The organism is Enterobacter sp. BNK-18 (assembly GCF_047456135.1).
Classification (GTDB): Bacteria; Pseudomonadota; Gammaproteobacteria; order Enterobacterales; family Enterobacteriaceae; genus Enterobacter; species Enterobacter ludwigii.
In genome coordinates, this window is the sequence record NZ_CP179899.1 from 747,429 (window position 1) to 766,163 (window position 18,735).

Annotated in this window: 14 protein-coding genes; 6 read left to right on the top strand and 8 right to left on the bottom strand. The window is 55.0% G+C overall.

Translation table 11 applies throughout. The features are described 5' to 3' along the window. Positions 1–342 precede the first annotated feature (342 nt). Together asnS and pncB are read right to left on the bottom strand one after the other, a co-directional pair. On the bottom strand, positions 343–1,743 hold the full coding sequence (asnS, locus tag ACMGG3_RS03540; protein ID WP_032677806.1) for an asparagine--tRNA ligase: 1,401 nt from the start codon (positions 1,741–1,743) through the stop codon (positions 343–345). Positions 1,744–1,912: 169 nt separating this feature from the next. Continuing rightward, positions 1,913–3,115, bottom strand: coding sequence for a nicotinate phosphoribosyltransferase (pncB, locus tag ACMGG3_RS03545; RefSeq protein WP_414149584.1), 1,203 nt, complete (start codon positions 3,113–3,115; stop codon positions 1,913–1,915). A 255-nt stretch (positions 3,116–3,370) separates the two neighbouring features. On the opposite strand from pncB, the gene pepN reads away from it, so the two are divergent. Then, positions 3,371–5,983: an aminopeptidase N gene (pepN, locus tag ACMGG3_RS03550; protein ID WP_014169413.1), complete on the top strand. Its 2,613-nt coding sequence runs from the start codon at positions 3,371–3,373 to the stop codon at positions 5,981–5,983. A gap of 43 nt (positions 5,984–6,026) precedes the next feature. Here the strand turns inward: pepN and ssuB are convergent, their stop codons facing one another. The 5 genes from ssuB to ssuE are packed head-to-tail and all read right to left on the bottom strand — an operon-like array spanning position 6,027 to position 10,267. Then, positions 6,027–6,797, bottom strand: a complete 771-nt coding sequence (gene ssuB / locus ACMGG3_RS03555) for an aliphatic sulfonates ABC transporter ATP-binding protein (protein ID WP_032681326.1) — start codon at positions 6,795–6,797, stop codon at positions 6,027–6,029. Continuing rightward, positions 6,794–7,585, bottom strand: coding sequence for an aliphatic sulfonate ABC transporter permease SsuC (gene ssuC / locus ACMGG3_RS03560; protein ID WP_063156193.1), 792 nt, complete (start codon positions 7,583–7,585; stop codon positions 6,794–6,796). The genes ssuB and ssuC overlap by 4 nt, the downstream gene beginning before the upstream one ends. A 9-nt stretch (positions 7,586–7,594) precedes the next feature. Then, on the bottom strand, positions 7,595–8,740 hold the full coding sequence (gene ssuD, locus ACMGG3_RS03565) for an FMNH2-dependent alkanesulfonate monooxygenase (RefSeq protein WP_063156192.1): 1,146 nt from the start codon (positions 8,738–8,740) through the stop codon (positions 7,595–7,597). Continuing rightward, entirely contained in the window at positions 8,737–9,699 is a 963-nt protein-coding gene (locus ACMGG3_RS03570) for a sulfonate ABC transporter substrate-binding protein (protein ID WP_020884802.1), read from the bottom strand. Before ACMGG3_RS03570 ends, ssuD begins: the two co-directional genes overlap by 4 nt. Beyond that, positions 9,692–10,267: an NADPH-dependent FMN reductase gene (gene ssuE, locus ACMGG3_RS03575; protein ID WP_032681324.1), complete on the bottom strand. Its 576-nt coding sequence runs from the start codon at positions 10,265–10,267 to the stop codon at positions 9,692–9,694. Before ssuE ends, ACMGG3_RS03570 begins: the two co-directional genes overlap by 8 nt. 249 nt (positions 10,268–10,516) lie before the next feature. Between ssuE and pyrD the strand changes: the two genes are divergently transcribed. After that, entirely contained in the window at positions 10,517–11,527 is a 1,011-nt protein-coding gene (gene pyrD / locus ACMGG3_RS03580; RefSeq protein WP_020884800.1) for a quinone-dependent dihydroorotate dehydrogenase, read from the top strand. 165 nt (positions 11,528–11,692) lie between these two features. Further along, on the top strand, positions 11,693–12,235 hold the full coding sequence (zapC, locus tag ACMGG3_RS03585; RefSeq protein WP_025204541.1) for a cell division protein ZapC: 543 nt from the start codon (positions 11,693–11,695) through the stop codon (positions 12,233–12,235). On the opposite strand, the gene ACMGG3_RS03590 is transcribed toward zapC, so the two are convergent. Further along, complete coding sequence (locus ACMGG3_RS03590; RefSeq protein ID WP_025204540.1) at positions 12,232–13,341, bottom strand: YcbX family protein; 1,110 nt, start codon at positions 13,339–13,341, stop codon at positions 12,232–12,234. The genes zapC and ACMGG3_RS03590 overlap by 4 nt on opposite strands. Before the next feature lie 98 nt (positions 13,342–13,439). Between ACMGG3_RS03590 and rlmKL the strand changes: the two genes are divergently transcribed. The 3 genes from rlmKL to pqiA are packed head-to-tail and all read left to right on the top strand — an operon-like array spanning position 13,440 to position 18,735. Continuing rightward, positions 13,440–15,548, top strand: coding sequence for a bifunctional 23S rRNA (guanine(2069)-N(7))-methyltransferase RlmK/23S rRNA (guanine(2445)-N(2))-methyltransferase RlmL (rlmKL, locus tag ACMGG3_RS03595; RefSeq protein ID WP_414149585.1), 2,109 nt, complete (start codon positions 13,440–13,442; stop codon positions 15,546–15,548). A 12-nt stretch (positions 15,549–15,560) separates the two neighbouring features. Further along, on the top strand, positions 15,561–17,468 hold the full coding sequence (locus ACMGG3_RS03600; RefSeq protein WP_014169423.1) for an ABC transporter ATP-binding protein: 1,908 nt from the start codon (positions 15,561–15,563) through the stop codon (positions 17,466–17,468). A gap of 13 nt (positions 17,469–17,481) precedes the next feature. After that, the gene (gene pqiA / locus ACMGG3_RS03605; RefSeq protein ID WP_279258156.1) at positions 17,482–18,735 is read left to right on the top strand and encodes a membrane integrity-associated transporter subunit PqiA; all 1,254 of its coding nucleotides are present in this window, start codon (positions 17,482–17,484) and stop codon (positions 18,733–18,735) included.

Here is an 18,735-nt window from a genome sequence, read left to right on the forward strand (position 1 = left end):
ACGGCAGATACTTTGATATCTATATGAAAAGCTTATAATTAATTTAGATAAAGGCAATTCGTATAAACAGAAGCCAAACGGCTCATTTTTTCTTATGACCCGAAAAAGACTTCTGGATGGCTGTAAAAATGGTTGAATTTTGTGCTATTGCTTCAGATTGCAATAATCGCAATAAGAATGGGGTTTTTTTTTTTGTGCGTAGATGTTTCGTGGAAACAAAACGTAACAGGTAGTGGTTGTAACGGGGTTGTGGTTTAAAAATGCTGACTTTGCGCTGACGAAAACTGACAATGCAGAATAAAATAATGGCCAGCAATTGCTGGCCATTTGTTATTCAGTCGATTAGAAGCTGGCGTTACGCGGTGTGCGTGGGAATGGAATAACGTCACGGACGTTCTGAACACCGGTGACATAGGCGATGAGACGCTCAAAGCCCAGACCAAAACCGGCATGCGGGACGGTACCGTAACGGCGTAAATCGCGATACCAGCTGTAATCCGCAGGATTAAGGCCCATCTCTTCCATGCGTGCGTCCAGTACGTCAAGACGCTCTTCACGCTGAGAACCACCGATGATTTCACCAATGCCCGGTGCCAGGACGTCCATCGCCGCAACGGTTTTACCGTCTTCGTTAAGGCGCATATAGAAGGCCTTAATGTCTTTCGGGTAGTTTTTCACCACAACCGGTGCTTTGAAGTGCTTCTCGGCCAGGTAACGCTCGTGCTCAGACGCCAGGTCAACGCCCCAGTAAACCGGGTTCTCAAACTTCTCACCGCATTTCTCGAGGATGGCCACCGCGTCGGTGTAGTCCACCTGCGCGAAATCTGCCGAGACGAAACGCTCCAGACGTGCGACTGCATCGCTGTCGACACGCTCTGCGAAGAATTTCATGTCGTCAGGACGCTCTTCCAGCACCGCTTTGAAGACATATTTCAGCATCGCTTCTGCCAGACCCGCGACATCATCCAGATCTGCGAACGCCACTTCAGGCTCCAGCATCCAGAATTCCGCCAGGTGACGGCTGGTGTTGGAGTTTTCTGCACGGAAGGTTGGACCAAAGGTGTAGATTTTGGACAGCGCGCAGGCATAAGTTTCACCGTTGAGCTGGCCAGAAACCGTCAGGAAGGCCTCTTTACCGAAGAAGTCTTTGTCATAGTCCACTTTACCTTCTGGCGTACGCGGCAGGTTTTCCATGTCCAGCGTAGAGACGCGGAACATTTCACCCGCGCCTTCCGTATCGGACGCGGTGATCAGTGGGGTAGACACCCAGAAATAACCCTGCTCGTCGAAGAAACGATGCAGCGCCTGCGCCAGCGTATGACGCACGCGGGCAACCGCACCAATCAGGTTGGTGCGTGGACGCAGGTGCGCCACTTCACGAAGATATTCGATGCTGTGACGTTTTGCCGCCATTGGGTAGGTGTCGGGATCTTCAACCCAGCCAGTGACTTCAATGGCTGAGGCCTGAATTTCGAAACTCTGACCCTGACCAGGTGATGCCACAACAACACCGGTTACGATAACGGAACAACCCGTTGTCAGGCGCAGAACGTCATCATTGTAATTGGGCAGAGAATTATTAATGACGGCCTGTACAGGATCAAAGCAGGAACCGTCATAGACGGCAAGGAAGGAGATGCCAGCTTTAGAATCTCGGCGAGTACGCACCCATCCGCGCACGGTGACTTCTTGGTCAACGGCGACACGGCCCTGGAGTACGTCGGCTACAGGCACAACGCTCATAATATTCTCTCTGTTAATAGTCGGAAAAAATAAACACTTGTCCACCCTTACTGGGGGGGATATCTATGTTACCTGGCATCCGCCATCAGACAAGCAGATTTCGCAGTCAAAAGAGAAGAATTAAGAAATAAATTGAGGAGAGGGGAGCCTGAAAGGCTCCCGAAAGCAGTTAACTGGATTTTTTGATCTGCGGCAGATCGAATGCTTTGCGTAATGCGCGCACAAAGGCTTTGTCATGGCAGATGGTTTTACCGGGGCTATCGGAGAGCTTCGCTACCGGCTTACCGTTACATTCCACCAGTTTTATCACGATGTTCAGAGGTTTTACCTGAGGGATGTCGCAGGTCAGACGGGTGCCAATCCCAAAGCTCAGGTTAATTCTGGAGGTGAAATGACGATAGAGATCGACCGCTTTCGCCAGATCGAGGTTATCGGAGAAGACCAGCACCTTGCTCATCGGGTCAATGCCCAGTTTTTCGTAATGGGCAATGGCCTTTTCACCCCATTCAACCGGATCCCCGGAATCATGGCGTAATCCCTGATAACGTTCGGCAAATTCAGGGCCAAAATCACGCAAGAACGCGTCCATCGTAATACAGTCGGTAAGCGCGATGCCCAGTTGATTGGGATATTCTTCCAGCCACGCGGCCAGTGCGGCGCGCTGGCTGTTTGCCAGGTCCGGGCTTATCTGCTGATGCGCCTGGAACCACTCATGCGCCTGGGTGCCCATCGGGGTCAGATCCAGACGACGTGCCAGATCGTAGTTGCTGGTACCCACGAACCACGACTCCTGCTGCAGACGCTTCACAATAGCCTGCTGCACTTCGCGAGAGAAACGGCGACGCGTGCCAAAATCCATCAGGCGGAAGCGGGACATATCCAGCCCTTCGGTCAGCGTTGAGAATGCGGCCAGTTTATTTTCCAGCGACGCGACTGCCTGCTCAACGCCGGTTTCCGGGGAACGGTAGCGGTGGGCCAGTTCACTGATCACCGCGAGAAGCGGAACTTCCCACATGATCACTTCACGCCACGGGCCTTCAAGACGAATATCCAGCTTGCCGTTATCATTGACCACGGTCACCTGCTCCGGCTTATAGCGGAAGTCGCGCAGCCAGTTCAGGTAGTCAGCTTTAAAGAAGGGCAGGCCAGAGAGCCACTGATATTCGTCGTCCTGCAGCGTCAGATGCTGCATAGCATCGACCTGTTCACGAATGGAGTCTGCGTAGATACCGAGCAAGTCGTCACCACGGCAGCGGAATTCCGCCGCGACATGGACGTCATAGTAATGGTGGAAAACGGCTTGCTGCATATGCAGTTTATACGCGTCGGTATCCAGCAATGTATGCAGAACAGGAGAAGCGAATTGAGTCATAGGTGCGCAGTAGCATCCTCTCACAGGAGCGTTTAGTACAATAAACAACTCCGGAGTATACCTTGTTTAGTGATTTATTGAACCCCGATCACAACATAAGCGCTCTTTATGGTCGAGGGCATTTTGTGCCCCGTGTTATACAAATGTAGCGAAAAAGGTGTTTGTACCTGAAAAGATGAACATTCTGCATAGCGCGTTTTACACAACAGGAATAGACTGGATTCGTTATTCGACAAACGATGCATAAGGTTTTCTATGACACAACAGCCACAAGCCAAATACCGCCACGACTACCGTGCGCCGGATTACCTGATTAGCGATATCGATCTGACTTTTGACCTGGATGCCACTAAAACCGTTGTCACGGCGGTAAGCCAGCTCACGCGCCAGAGCGCGACGGCTGTGCCGCTGCGTCTGGATGGTGAAGACCTGACGCTGGTCTCCGTGCAAATCAATGATCAAGCATGGTCTGACTATAAAATAGAAGGCAACCAGCTGGTTATCGACAACCTGCCGGAACGCTTTACGCTGCGCATCGTGAATGAAATCAGCCCGGCTGCCAACACGGCGCTGGAAGGGCTTTACCAGTCTGGCGTGGCCCTGTGCACCCAGTGTGAGGCCGAAGGTTTCCGCCACATTACCTGGTATCTTGACCGCCCGGACGTGCTGGCACGCTTTACAACGAAAATCATCGCCGATAAAACCCTCTATCCGTTCCTGCTTTCCAACGGCAACCGCGTAGGTGAAGGCGAGCTGGAAAACGGTCGCCACTGGGTACAGTGGCAGGATCCGTTCCCGAAACCGTGTTACCTGTTTGCGCTGGTGGCGGGTGATTTCGACGTGCTGCGTGATACGTTCAAAACCCGTTCAGGCCGCGACGTCGCGCTGGAGTTGTTCGTCGACCGCGGCAACCTGGACCGCGCGCCATGGGCGATGACCTCGCTTATCAACTCCATGAAGTGGGATGAAGAGCGCTTTGGCCTCGAGTATGACCTCGACATCTATATGATCGTTGCTGTCGACTTCTTCAACATGGGCGCGATGGAGAATAAAGGTCTTAACGTCTTTAACTCCAAATACGTGCTGGCACGTACCGATACCGCGACCGATAAAGATTACCTGGATATTGAACGCGTCATCGGACACGAGTATTTCCATAACTGGACCGGAAACCGCGTCACCTGCCGTGACTGGTTCCAGCTGAGCCTGAAAGAGGGCCTGACCGTCTTCCGTGACCAGGAGTTCAGTTCCGATCTGGGTTCCCGTGCGGTGAACCGCATTAACAACGTGCGCACCATGCGTGGCCTGCAGTTTGCGGAAGATGCCAGCCCAATGGCACACCCTATCCGTCCCGATAAAGTCATCGAGATGAATAACTTCTACACCCTGACGGTGTACGAAAAAGGGGCGGAAATTATCCGCATGATCCATACCCTGCTGGGTGAAGAGAACTTCCAGAAAGGGATGCAGCTCTACTTCGAGCGTCATGACGGCAGCGCAGCCACCTGCGACGATTTTGTGCAGGCGATGGAGGATGCGTCTAATGTCGATCTTTCCCATTTCCGCCGCTGGTACAGCCAGGCCGGCACGCCAATTGTCACCGTCAAAGACGACTACAACCCGGAAACCGAACAGTACACCCTGACCATCAGTCAGCGCACGCCGCCAACGGCAGAGCAGGAAGAAAAACACCCGCTGCACATTCCGTTCAGTATTGAACTGTATGACAACGAGGGTAACGTGATCCCGCTGCAGAAGGGTGGTCATCCGGTCCACCACGTCCTGAACGTGACCCAGGCGGAACAGACCTTTATCTTTGATAACGTCTATTTCCAGCCGGTTCCCGCGCTGCTGTGTGAATTCTCTGCGCCCGTGAAACTGGAATATAAGTGGAGCGACCAGCAACTGACGTTCCTGATGCGCCATGCGCGCAATGACTTCTCACGCTGGGATGCGGCGCAAAGCCTGCTGGCGACCTACATCAAGCTGAACGTTAATCGTCATCAGCAGGGCCAGCCGCTGTCGCTGCCGGTTCACGTTGCGGATGCATTCCGCGCAGTCCTGCTGGATGAGAAGATTGACCCGGCGCTGGCGGCTGAAATTCTGACGTTGCCATCCGCAGGCGAAATCGCCGAACTGTTCGACATCATCGATCCGATTGCCATTGTGGCGGTGCGTGAAGCGCTGACCCGTACGCTGGCGAACGAGCTTGCAGACGAATTCCTCGCAATCTACAACGCTAATAAGCTTGACGCTTATCGTGTGGAACATGCTGACATCGGTAAACGTTCCCTGCGTAACACCTGCCTGCGTTATCTGGCCTTCGGTGAGCGCGAGCTGGCAAACACGCTGGTGAGCAAGCAGTATCACGAAGCAGACAACATGACCGACGCGCTGGCAGCCCTGGCTGCAAGTGTTGCCGCCGAACTGCCATGCCGTGATGCGCTGATGCAGGAGTACGATGACAAGTGGCATCAGGATGGTCTGGTGATGGACAAGTGGTTTATCCTGCAGGCCACCAGCCCGGCGGCCGATGCCCTCAGCAATGTACGCAGTCTGCTGAAGCATCGCTCCTTCACCATGAGCAACCCAAACCGCGTGCGTTCCCTGATTGGTGCGTTTGCCAGCAGCAACCCGGCGGCGTTCCATGCGGAAGATGGCAGCGGTTATCAGTTTATGGTGGAAATGTTGACCGAGCTGAACAGCCGTAACCCACAGGTGGCGTCACGCCTGATTGAGCCGCTGATCCGTCTGAAACGCTATGATGCACAGCGCCAGGCGAAAATGCGTGCTGCGCTTGAGCAGCTGAAAGGGCTGGAAAACTTGTCTGGCGATTTGTACGAGAAGATCGCTAAGGCACTGGCCTGATCGAAAGACCAACTCTCCCTCTCCCGGTGGGAGAGGGAGGATGTCAGCCGTGAGCCGTCATTAACGCTCGCTCGCTGACCCCGCGCTTCATCACCCGATTCAGCACTTCCGCCTCCAGCTCTGCCAGTCTTGCCGACCCTACGCGGCGCGGACGCGCAATATCGACCGTGACATCAAGACCGATTTTCCCTTCTTCTATTAGCAGCACGCGGTCTGCCATCGCGACGGCTTCGCTCACGTCGTGCGTCACCAGAAGTACCGTAAAGCCATGCTTTTGCCAGAGTGCGGCAATCAGGTCCTGCATTTCGATTCGCGTCAGGGCGTCGAGCGCGCCGAGTGGCTCATCCAGCAGCAGCAAGCCCGGACGATGTATCAGCGCCCGCGCCAGCGCCACGCGCTGCTTCTGCCCGCCGGAGAGCGCTGCTGGCCATTCATCCGCACGGTTTTCCAGCCCTACGGCGGCCAGCGCCTGGCGGGCTTCATCCCGCCAGTTGCCGTTGAGGCCCAGTCCGACATTATCAATCACCGTTTTCCAGGGCAGCAGGCGCGCGTCCTGAAACATCATGCGGGTATCGTCCTGAATAGTGGCCAGCGGTGTCGCGCCTGCCAGAATTTCGCCGCCGTTGGGGGATTCCAGCCCGGCTAAAAGGCGTAACAACGTACTCTTGCCGCCACCACTGCGGCCCACAATGGCGACAAATTGTCCGGCAGGAATATGCAGATCCAGCGCGTTGAGAATCGTGTTTTCGCCATAGCGCTTCGTGACACCGTTAAGGAGCAGCGGTGTACCCTGAGTCAGTCGGGCAGTATTCATGCTTTAGCCTCCTGTGAAATATAGGCTGGATTCCAGCGCAGCCAGCTGCGTTCCAGCCACTGGGCGCTGACGTCGGCAAGTTTGCCGAGCAGGGCATAGAGGATAATGGCCACCACCACCACGTCCGTTTGCAGAAATTCGCGGGCGTTCATCGCCAGATAGCCAATCCCTGAGTTTGCAGAGATGGTCTCTGCCACAATCAGCGTCAGCCACATCAGGCCGAGCGCAAAGCGCACGCCGACCATTATGGAGGGCAGGGCGCCCGGCAGGATCACATGCATAAAGAGGGCAAAACCGGACAGGCCGTAACTGCGTGCCATTTCGACCAGTCCGCGATCGATGTTGCGGATCCCATGCCAGGTATTAATGTAAATCGGGAACAGCGTGCCCAGCGCGACGAGAAAAATTTTGGCGCTCTCATCAATACCAAACCACAAAATGACCAGCGGGATCAGCGCCAGATGCGGCACGTTACGCAGCATCTGAATGGAGGTATCGAGCAGCCGCTCGCCCCAGCGAGAAAGCCCGCTGATCAGACCCAGTACCAGGCCGATGCTTCCACCAATCGAAAAACCAATTACCGCACGCCATGAGCTGATGGCCAGATGCTGCCAGAGTTCGCCGCTGACGCTCAGCGACCAGAATGCCTCTATTACGCCCTCCGGAGAGGGCAGAATACGGCTCGACAGCCAGCCGGCAGAGGACGCGAGTTGCCAGACAAGCACAATGCCAACGGGTAAAAACCATGGGGCGGCACGTAGCAACCATTTTTGTGAGGGGGCAGTCATGGCAACTCCTTAGCTTTGTGCGGCTCTTCGCGGGATAAACTCGTTAGCCACGGCTTCACCCTGATGCTGGAGCTGGCGGGGCTGCGGTACGTCCGGGATGGCGACATCCAGATGCGGGAATAACAGCTCGCCCACTTTGTAGGCCTCTTCCAGGTGCGGATAACCGGAGAGGATAAAACTGTCGATACCCAGGTCCGCGTATTCATTGATCCGCGCAGCCACCGTTGGACCGTCGCCGACCAGCGCGGTACCCGCACCGCCGCGCACCAGGCCAACGCCCGCCCACAGGTTCGGGCTGATCTCCAGATTCTCGCGCTTACCGTTGTGCAATGACGCCATTCTGTGCTGGCCGACGGAGTCGGTTTTCGCAAACGCCGCCTGAGCTTTAGCGATAGTCTCATCATCCAGATGCGCGATCAGCCGGTCGGCCGCCTGCCAGGCTTCTTCATTGGTTTCACGCACAATCACATGCAGGCGAATACCAAAGCGTACCTTGCGACCATGCGCTGCCGCTTTGGCGCGCACCTGGGCAATTTTCTCTTTGACCAGCTCGGGCGGCTCACCCCAGGTGAGGTAGAGATCAACCTGTTCTGCCGCCAGATCCTGCGCCACATCTGATGAGCCGCCGAAGTAAAGAGGAGGGCGCGGCTGCTGCACCGGCGGGAAGTAGAGCCTGGCGTCGCGAACGTGAATATGTTTACCTTCGAAGGTGACGGTTTCCCCCTCCAACAGACGTCGCCAGACGCGGGTGAACTCGGCGGACGCTTCATAGCGTTCGGTGTGATCGAGGAACACGCCGTCACCCGCCAGCTCCTGCGGATCGCTTCCGGTGACCAGGTTAAACAGGGCCCGGCCGTTAGAGAGCCGGTCGAGCGTTGCCGCCTGGCGCGCCGCGACGGTCGGGGAGACCACGCTCGGACGCAGTGCCACGAGGAACTTCAGGCGTTGGGTCACGGGGATCATCGATGCGGCTACCAGCCACGCATCCTCGCACGAGCGTCCGGTGGGGATCAGTACGCCGGTAAAACCGATTCGGTCAGCTGCCTGCGCAATCTGCTGCAGATAGCCGTGGTCAACCGGGCGTGAACCCTCTTCTGTGCCAAGATAGTGTCCATCACCGTGGGTGGGTAAAAACCAGAAAAGATTCAGACTCATGATTTGGTTCCTTCTTTGCCTGCGGGTTGCCAGATGCGTTCGCGAATATTCACCTGTTTTGGAACAAGGCGATTTTGATAGAAGAGATCTGCGGTTTGCTGCTGCAGCGCAGCGACGTGTGCGTCCACCGGGGTAATGGTGGTCTGTGGACGGTGATCGAGATAGCTCGCGATCACCGGCTCAGGTAAGCCCATGGTTTTCGCCAGCAGGGTAATGCTCTCCTGACGTTGGCTTTGCGTTAGCGCATCCGCCTGAGTAAAGGTGTTAAGAACATCCTGAATAAAAGCGCCATTCTTTTCCGCATACGGGCGCGCGGCGAGGTAGAACGAGCCGGTTTGTTTCAGCGTGGTGCCATCTTTTAATACCCGCACGCCACCCTGCAGTAAAGCTGCGGAGTAGTAGGGATCCCAGATAGCCCATGCGTCGACATTGCCCTGCTGGAAAGCGGCGCGAGCATCAGCTGGCGTCAAATAAACGGGTTGAATGTCGGTGAATTTAAGCCCGGCCTCCTGCAGGGCCCGCAACAGCAGGTTATGCGAGCTTGAGCCTTTCTGGAATGCAACCTTGTGGCCTTTGAGATCGGCGACCGTCTTAATGGTGCTATTTTCAGGGACCAGAATGACCTCAGCCTTCGGCTTGGCCGGCTCAACGCCGACATAAACCAGGTCGGCCCCCGCCGCCTGCGCGAATATTGGCGGAATATCCCCGGTGCTGCCGAGGTCGATGCTTCCGACATTCAGGGCTTCCAGCATTTGCGGGCCAGCAGGGAACTCAATCCAGGAGAATGTGGTCTTCGGGAAGCGTTTTTCCAGAAGCTGATGGCTTTTAGCCAGCACCATACTGACGCTGCCTTTCTGATAGCCGATGCGTAAATGTTCAGGCGCCGTCTCTGCCGCGTGGGCCAGCGAGGTGAGCGCTAACAGCCCGGCCAGTCCGAGACGGGTTAATCTTTTAAACATGGGCGACTCCCTGTGACGGGTTAAACGCCGGGGCGTGGATATCTCTGCGGTGCAGGGCATGCCAGAAGGTTTCCAGGGCGCTGTCGAGGCGGGTTTGCAGATTCGGCGTGAAGTGAGGCTTGTGTTGATAATCGATAACCTGCGAGTCGTCGGCAAAGACGCCGTGGAGGATCTCCTGCGCTTTTAGCGCATTGAGTACCGGCTTAAGGGCATAATCTACCGCCAGTAAATGGGCCACCGTGCCGCCCGTTGCCAGTGGAAGGACTACTTTGCCGTCCAGCGCACGTTCAGGCAGCAGATCGAGCAGGGTTTTCAGGGCCCCGGAAAACGAAGCTTTATAGATAGGCGTCGCCACGATTAAGCCATCAGCCCCTTTTAGCTGTTCAGTCAGTGTTTGCAGCGCCGGACTGTCAAAACGGGCGTAGAGCAGATCCTCGGGGTCGAAGTTATGCAGATTCCAGTGGCATACTTCCACATCCAGAGCATTGAGCTTTTCACGGGCATATTCCAGCAGTGCGCTGGAGCGAGAGGGGAATCGTGGACTTCCGGCCAGGGTTATGACGCGCATGCATGCTCCTTATAACTAATTGTTTGCTTTTATCTAACATTCATAACAATTTTCAGGAGTGTGACACTGCCCGGTTATTCCACTAAATGATTTATCTGCAATTAAAATGCGAAAAAGCGCATAAGAACGGGGCTGCGAGGTAAACGATTGCGTCTAACGGTGTTTTTTTTGCCACAGGTCAATTCCCTTTCCGGGCCGGATCGCACATAATCCCCTCCCGGTTTGCACACCGGGAATCCAGGAGAGTTCATGTACTACCCCTTCGTTCGTAAAGCCCTTTTCCAGCTCGATCCTGAGCGCGCTCATGAATTTACATTCCAGCAGTTACGTCGTATTACCGGAACGCCGCTGGCCGCACTGGTGCGTCAAAACGTGCCGGAAAAACCTGTGCAATGCATGGGCCTGACCTTTAAAAATCCGCTGGGTCTCGCGGCGGGTCTGGATAAAAATGGTGAGTGCATTGATGCCCTGGGCGCGATGGGCTTTGGCTCCATCGAAATCGGTACCGTCACGCCGCGTCCGCAGCCAGGTAATGATAAGCCGCGTCTGTTCCGCCTGGTCGAAGCCGAAGGGCTGATCAACCGCATGGGCTTTAATAACCTCGGCGTTGATCACCTTGTTGAGAACGTAAAAAAAGCCCATTTTGATGGTGTATTAGGCATCAATATTGGCAAAAATAAAGACACGCCGGTAGAGCAGGGTAAAGATGACTATCTGATTTGTATGGAAAAAGTCTATGCCTACGCGGGGTATATTGCGGTGAATATTTCCTCACCAAATACCCCGGGTCTGCGCTCTTTACAATATGGCGAAGCACTGGACGATCTTCTGAGTGCCATTAAAAATAAACAAAATGAGCTCCAGGCGATCCACCATAAATATGTTCCGGTCGCGGTTAAGATCGCACCGGATCTTTCTGCTGAAGAATTGATCCAGGTTGCCGACAGTTTAGTTCGCCATAATATTGACGGGGTGATTGCGACCAATACCACACTCGATCGCTCGCTCGTTCAGGGAATGAAAAACTGTGACGAAGCGGGTGGGTTAAGTGGACGTCCGGTACAATTAAAAAGCACAGAAATTATTCGTGCCCTGTCAGCAGAATTAAAAGGACGACTGCCGATTATTGGCGTCGGTGGTATCGACTCCGTGATCGCGGCTCGCGAGAAGATGGCGGCGGGTGCCTCACTGGTGCAAATCTATTCCGGTTTTATTTTTAAAGGACCGCAGCTGATTAAAGAAATCGTTACTCATATCTAATCTTTTCTCTTTATCAGACAACCAGGGCTTTATTTCCAGCCCTGGTTGTTTTATATTCCGTCATTGTTGCTTATTTAGTCATTATAGTCTTTTATTAATGGTGTTATAAACGAAGCGGCGAACAGGACATTTTTAGTACAGGAAGTTTGGGGACGGGAGAGAAACATGCGAATTAAACCTGACGATAACTGGCGCTGGTATTTTTGTGACGAGCATGATCGCATGATGCTCGATTTAGCTAATGGTATGTTGTTTCGTTCCCGTTTTGCTCGCCGAATGTTAACCCCGGACGCCTTCTCCCCGTCAGGCTTTTGTGTTGACGACGCTGCGCTTTATTTCTCCTTTGAAGAAAAATGCCGCGACCTGGTGCTTTCTAAAGAGCAGCGTGCCGAACTGGTATTAAACGCGTTAGTGGCTATTCGATTCCTGAAACCGCAAATGCCGAAAAGCTGGCATTTTTTACCGCACAGCATGAACTGGACCCCCGCCACCGGCGATGCGGCAAGCGTAAACCTGAGCGATACCGCTGAAGAGGTGAGCCTGCTGGTGGTTGAGCCTGGCGAAAATGCCGCACTCTGTCTGCTGGCCCAGCCCGGTGTGACCATTGCCGGGCGGACGATGCAACTGGGGGATGCCATTAAGGTAATGAATGACAGGCTGAAACCGCAGCAACGCGTAGACGCTTTCAGCCTCGAGCAGGCCGTTTAAGCTTCCAGCTGTACCGACGTTTTCGGAATACAGCTGCAGCACAGAATTGTACCATCATCGCCAATCGCGGATTTTTTCAGCGCGCTGACTTCCCCTTCGACCAGCTTGATTCGACAGCACCCACAGATGCCTGCCCGGCAGGAGTAAGGTACGCGGATCCCCGCTTGTTCCAGCTGTTCAAGTAAAACCTGCTGATTGTTGCCGCGGATAACGGTGCCCTGCCAGTGAATGTCTACGGGCGAGCTGGCCGGCGTCTCAACGTCGACGAACTCTTCTTCCTGACCTGCGCCATACACTCTTGCGGGTCCACGGGCGAGAATTTCGACTTCGTCGCCCACGCGGATGACGCCGCTTGAGCGCGGAATGAGGTTCTGGCCGAAATCCACATCGCCATTGTCCTGCGCTGTGCGGAATGACTGCAGGGTTTTTAACGGCTCGCCGGAAGGGTGTTTCTGGCCTTTTTCGGGACTGACGGTGGTAAAGATACAGCGGCTGCAGGGCTTCACGACATCAAATACCACGCTGCCGATACGGATCACTTTCCAGGTATCCTCTTCCCAGGCGTCAGCGCCTGTAACAACCAGGTTGGGACGAAACTGCTCCATCTGAACGCTGGCTTTACAGCGACGCTGCAGGTCGCGCAGGGAGGCGTCGTTAGTCAACAGGAAGGGGAAGCCGTCCGCGAATGAGAGCGGGACCGCCTCGTGGCGCTTAACGCGCCGCGTCAGCGCCGGGCCGACCCAGCGCAGCTGCACATCCCGGGAGAAGAAGCCGCTCAGCCAGCGGTTAATGTCATCCGGGGCGATGCGCGCGGTAAAATGATTGCCCCACACTTCCGTTGGCGCTTCGACAGGCGCAAAATCAGCAAAGCGGATCACCACGCTGGAGCCATCCGGCGCGGTGAGATGCAAACCGTCATAAAGCGGGGAAGGGGTAAAGCGAACCATTTGTGGGAACTGGCGTGCGGTAATGAACGTACCGTCAGGTTCGGTGACCATAAAGATACGATCGAAGGCAAATCCGCTCATGTCGGCCAGCGCGTGTGAAACGCCGATCCCGCGCATGGATTTCACCGGATGAATAAAAAGCCTGGATAACGTCGCCACTGCACAGCCCCTCGAATGAAAATAAGCCTTCAACTTTATGACATACACGCCATATTAGCTATAATGCGCGACAATTTTCTAAGAGTAAAAGTGACGATATGAATTCTCTGTTTGCCAGTACGGCCCGTGGGCTGGAAGAGCTGTTAAAAACTGAACTGGAAACCCTGGGCGCGCAAGAGTGCCAGGTGGTTCAGGGTGGTGTCCATTTTGAGGGCGACACACGGCTTATTTACCAGAGCCTGATGTGGAGCCGTCTGGCATCACGCATCATGCTGCCGATGAAAGAGTGCAAGGTTTACAGCGACCTTGACCTCTATACCGGCGTACAGATGATCGACTGGACAGAGATCTTCTCCCCGAATGCCACCTTTGCCGTGCACTTTAATGGCGTGAACGATGAGATCCGCAACAGCCAGTACGGTGCCCTGCGCGTCAAAGACGCCATTGTGGACTGCTTCACGCGTAAAAATAAGGAACGCCCAAACGTCGATCGTGAAAATCCCGATCTGCGGATCAACGTCTGGCTCAACGGCGACACCGCCAGTATCTCTCTGGATCTGAGCGGCGCGGGTCTGCACCTGCGTGGTTATCGCGATCGTACCGGTATGGCGCCCATCAAAGAGACTCTCGCCGCCGCCATCGTGATGCGTTCCGGCTGGCAGCCAGGCACACCGCTGCTCGACCCGATGTGTGGCTCCGGTACGCTGCTGATTGAGGCCGCTATGCTGGCCACCGACCGCGCACCGGGCCTGCACCGCGGCCATTGGGGCTTCAGCGGCTGGGCGCAGCACGATGAGGCGCTGTGGAAAGAGGTCAAAGACGAAGCGCAGACCCGTGCACGTAAAGGTCTGGCGGAGTACACCTCCCATTTCTACGGCTCTGACAGCGACTCACGCGTCATTGAGCGTGCGCGCAGCAACGCCCGCCGTGCCGGTATCGGCGAGCTGGTCACCTTCGAGGTGAAAGACGTGGCGAACCTGACCAATCCGCTGCCAAAAGGCCCATACGGTACCGTTATCAGCAACCCGCCTTACGGCGAGCGTCTTGATAGCGAACCGGCGCTGATTGCCCTGCACAGCCTGCTGGGCCGTAATATGAAAAATGACTTTGGCGGCTGGAACCTGTCGCTGTTTAGCGCCTCGCCAGAACTGCTGAGCTGTCTGCAACTGCGTGCCGAACGCCAGTTTAAGGCGAAAAACGGCCCGCTGGACTGCGTGCAGAAAAACTACCATCTGGCCGAGAAAGCGGCGGACAGTAAACCATCGGGTGTGGCGGAAGATTACGCTAACCGCCTGCGTAAGAATCTGAAGAAATTCGAAAAATGGGCGAAACAGGAAGGTATCGAATGTTATCGCCTGTATGATGCCGATCTGCCGGAGTACAACGTGGCGGTTGACCGTTACGCTGACTGGGTTGTGGTGCAGGAATATGCGCCGCCAAAAACGATTGATGCACAAAAAGCGCGTCAGCGTATGCTGGACGTGATTGCGGCAACGATTTCGGTGCTGGGCATTGCGCCTAACAAACTGGTGCTGAAAACCCGTGAGCGTCAGAAAGGGAAAAATCAGTATCAGAAAATGGGTGAGAAGGGTGACTTTATCGAGGTGGGCGAATACAACGCGCGCCTGTGGGTTAACCTGACCGATTATCTGGATACCGGTCTGTTCCTTGACCACCGTATCGCCCGCCGCATGCTGGGCCAGATGAGCAAGGGTAAAGACTTCCTGAACCTGTTCTCCTATACCGGCAGCGCCAGTGTGCATGCTGGCCTTGGCGGCGCGCGCAGTACCACCACGGTGGATATGTCCCGTACTTACCTGGAATGGGCAGAACGTAACCTGCGCCTGAACGGTCTCACCGGGCGTCAGCATCGTCTGATGCAGGCTGACGTGCTGGGCTGGCTACGCGAAACGGACGAACAATTTGATCTGATCTTCATCGATCCCCCAACGTTCTCTAACTCCAAGCGTATGGAAGATAGCTTTGACGTTCAACGCGATCACCTGCGCCTGATGACCGACATGAAACGCCTGCTGCGTAAGGGCGGTACCATTATGTTCTCGAATAACAAACGCGGCTTCCGCATGGATCATGAGGGACTGGCTGCTCTGGGGCTGAAAGCACAAGAAATTAGCCAAAAAACGCTGTCCCAGGACTTTGCCCGTAATCGTCAGATCCATAACTGCTGGTTGATCTCCGCGGTCTGAAAGGAATAATACATGTCTTTAATTAGTATGCACGGCGCGTGGCTCTCTTTCAGCGACTCGCCGCTTCTCGACAATGCAGAACTGCACATCGAGGACAACGAGCGCGTCTGTCTGGTCGGCCGTAATGGCGCGGGTAAATCCACGCTGATGAAAATCCTCAACCGCGAACAGGGTCTGGACGACGGGCGTATTGTTTACGAGCAGGATCTTATCGTCTCTCGCCTGCAGCAGGATCCGCCGCGTCACGTGACCGGCAGCGTTTACGATTTTGTTGCCGAAGGTATCTCTGAGCAGGCCGAATACCTGAAGCGTTATCACGAGATTTCACACCTGGTGATGACCGACCCGAGCGACAAGAATCTTAACGAACTGGCGAAAGTGCAGGAGATGCTCGATCACCACGGCCTGTGGCAGCTCGAAAACCGCATCAATGAAGTGCTGGCGCAGCTCGGACTGGAACCGGACATGGAGCTGTCGGCGCTTTCAGGCGGCTGGCTGCGTAAGGCCGCGCTTGGCCGCGCGCTGGTCAGCGGGCCGAAAGTGCTGCTGCTGGATGAACCGACGAACCACCTGGACATCGAAGCGATAGACTGGCTGGAAGGGTTCCTCAAAACCTTCAACGGGACCATTATCTTTATCTCCCACGACCGTTCGTTTATCCGCAATATGGCCACGCGTATTGTCGATCTCGATCGCGGCAAGCTGGTGACCTACCCTGGCGATTACGATACCTATCTGCTGGAGAAAGAAGAAAACCTGCGTGTGGAAGAGTTGCAGAACGCTGAATTCGACCGCAAGCTGGCGCAGGAAGAGGTCTGGATCCGTCAGGGCATCAAAGCCCGTCGTACCCGTAACGAAGGCCGCGTTCGCGCGCTGAAAGCGATGCGTCGTGAACGCAGCGAGCGCCGCGAAGTGATGGGCAGCGCCAGAATGCAGGTTGAAGAGGCTTCCCGTTCCGGCAAAATTGTCTTCGAAATGGAAAACGTCAACTATCAGGTTGATGGCAAAGTGCTGGTGAAAGACTTCTCCGCACAGGTTCAGCGTGGGGATAAAATCGCGCTGATCGGGCCGAATGGCTGTGGTAAAACCACGCTGTTGAAGCTGATGCTGGATCAGCTGAAGCCTGACAGCGGCCGCATTCACTGCGGTACTAAGCTCGAAGTGGCTTACTTCGACCAGCACCGTGCGGAGTTGGATCCGGACAGAACGGTGATGGATAACCTGGCGGAAGGTAAACAAGAGGTGATGGTTAACGGTAAGCCGCGTCATGTGCTGGGCTACCTGCAGGACTTCCTGTTCCATCCGAAACGCGCGCTGACGCCGGTACGCGCGTTGTCAGGCGGTGAGCGAAATCGTCTGCTGCTGGCACGTCTGTTCCTGAAGCCAAGTAACCTGCTGATCCTCGATGAACCAACAAACGACCTGGACGTGGAAACGCTCGAACTGCTGGAAGAGCTGATCGACGGCTATCAGGGAACCGTGATGCTGGTAAGCCACGACCGTCAGTTCGTCGATAACACCGTGACCGAGTGCTGGATCTTCGAAGGTGAAGGGCGAATCGGACAGTATGTGGGCGGCTATCACGATGCGAAAGGACAGCAGTCGCAGTCTCAGGCGCTAAAACAGGCTAAATCCAGAACCAGTTCCGAACCTGCTGTAACAAAAGCAGAAACTGTCAAGAAAACCTCGGTTAAACTAAGCTATAACCTGCAGCGCGAACTGGAAGGACTCCCTCAGCGTCTTGAAGAGCTGGAAGCCGCACTTGAAGATCTGCAGGCGCAGGTCGCTGATGCGTCATTCTTTACCCAATCGCATGACTATACTCAAAAAGTACTGGCAGAACTGTCCGCGGCTGAAAAAGCCCTGGAAGAAGCATTTGAGCGCTGGGAGTACCTTGAGTCTCTGAAGAACGGCGCATAAACAGGGATACAATATGTGTGACCAGCACCATGCCGACAGGCATATATTATGCTCTCAATGCGATATGCTCGTGGCGTTGCCAGAGCTTGGTCACGGACATAAAGCCCTGTGTCCCCGTTGCGGTACGACGTTGACAACCGAGTGGGACGCACCAAGGCAGCGTCCCACTGCTTATGCGCTGGCAGCGTTGTTCATGCTGCTGCTTTCCAATCTCTTCCCCTTCATTTATATGAAGGTGGGAGGGATGACCAGCCAGGTCGATTTGCTTGAAATTCCGGGGGTTATGTTCTCGGAAGACTACGCCAGCCTCGGCACCTTTTTCCTCCTGTTCGTACAGATCGTCCCGGCTTTTTGTCTGGTCGTCATTCTGTTGCTGGTGAATCGCGTCGCGATGCCCCTCGTGCTTAAAATCTGGCTCGCGCGTATCCTGTTCCAGTTAAAAAGCTGGGGCATGGCCGAAATCTTTCTGGCGGGAATCCTGGTCAGTTTCGTCAAACTGATGGCGTATGGCGATGTGGGTATCGGCAGCAGCTTTGTACCCTGGTGTCTGTACTGCGTGCTGCAACTGCGCGCCTTCCAGTGTGTGGACAGACGTTGGGCGTGGGACGATATCGCGCCGGCACCGACGCTGGTACAGACGGTAAAGGTGGGGGTGCCAGGCATCCGTCAGGGGCTTCGTTCTTGTCCATGCTGCACCGCTGTGCTGCCAGCCGATCTGGATGTGTGCCCGCGCTGCGAAACAAAAGGATACGTGCGACGTAAAAATAGCCTGCAGTGGACAATGGCGCTGCTGGTGACTTCCATCATGTTGTACCTGCCGGCCAATATCCTGCCGATTATGATCACCGATTTGCTCGGTGACAAAATGCCCTCGACAATCCTTGCCGGGGTAATACTGCTGTGGGGTGAAGGCTCCTATCCCGTTGCGGGGGTGATCTTTATTGCCAGTATTATGGTACCCACGTTAAAAATGATCGCCATTGCCTGGCTCTGCTGGGATGCGAAAGGCCATGGCAAACGCGACAGCGAACGCATGCACCTGATTTATGAAGTCGTCGAGTTTGTTGGACGCTGGTCAATGATTGATGTGTTTGTTATTGCCGTTCTCTCTGCACTGGTGCGGATGGGCGGATTGATGAGTATTTATCCCGCGATGGGGGCATTAATGTTTGCGCTGGTCGTTATTATGACCATGTTCGCGGCCATGACCTTCGACCCTCGTTTATCGTGGGATCGTGAGCCTGAATCAAGCCATGAGGAACAGTAA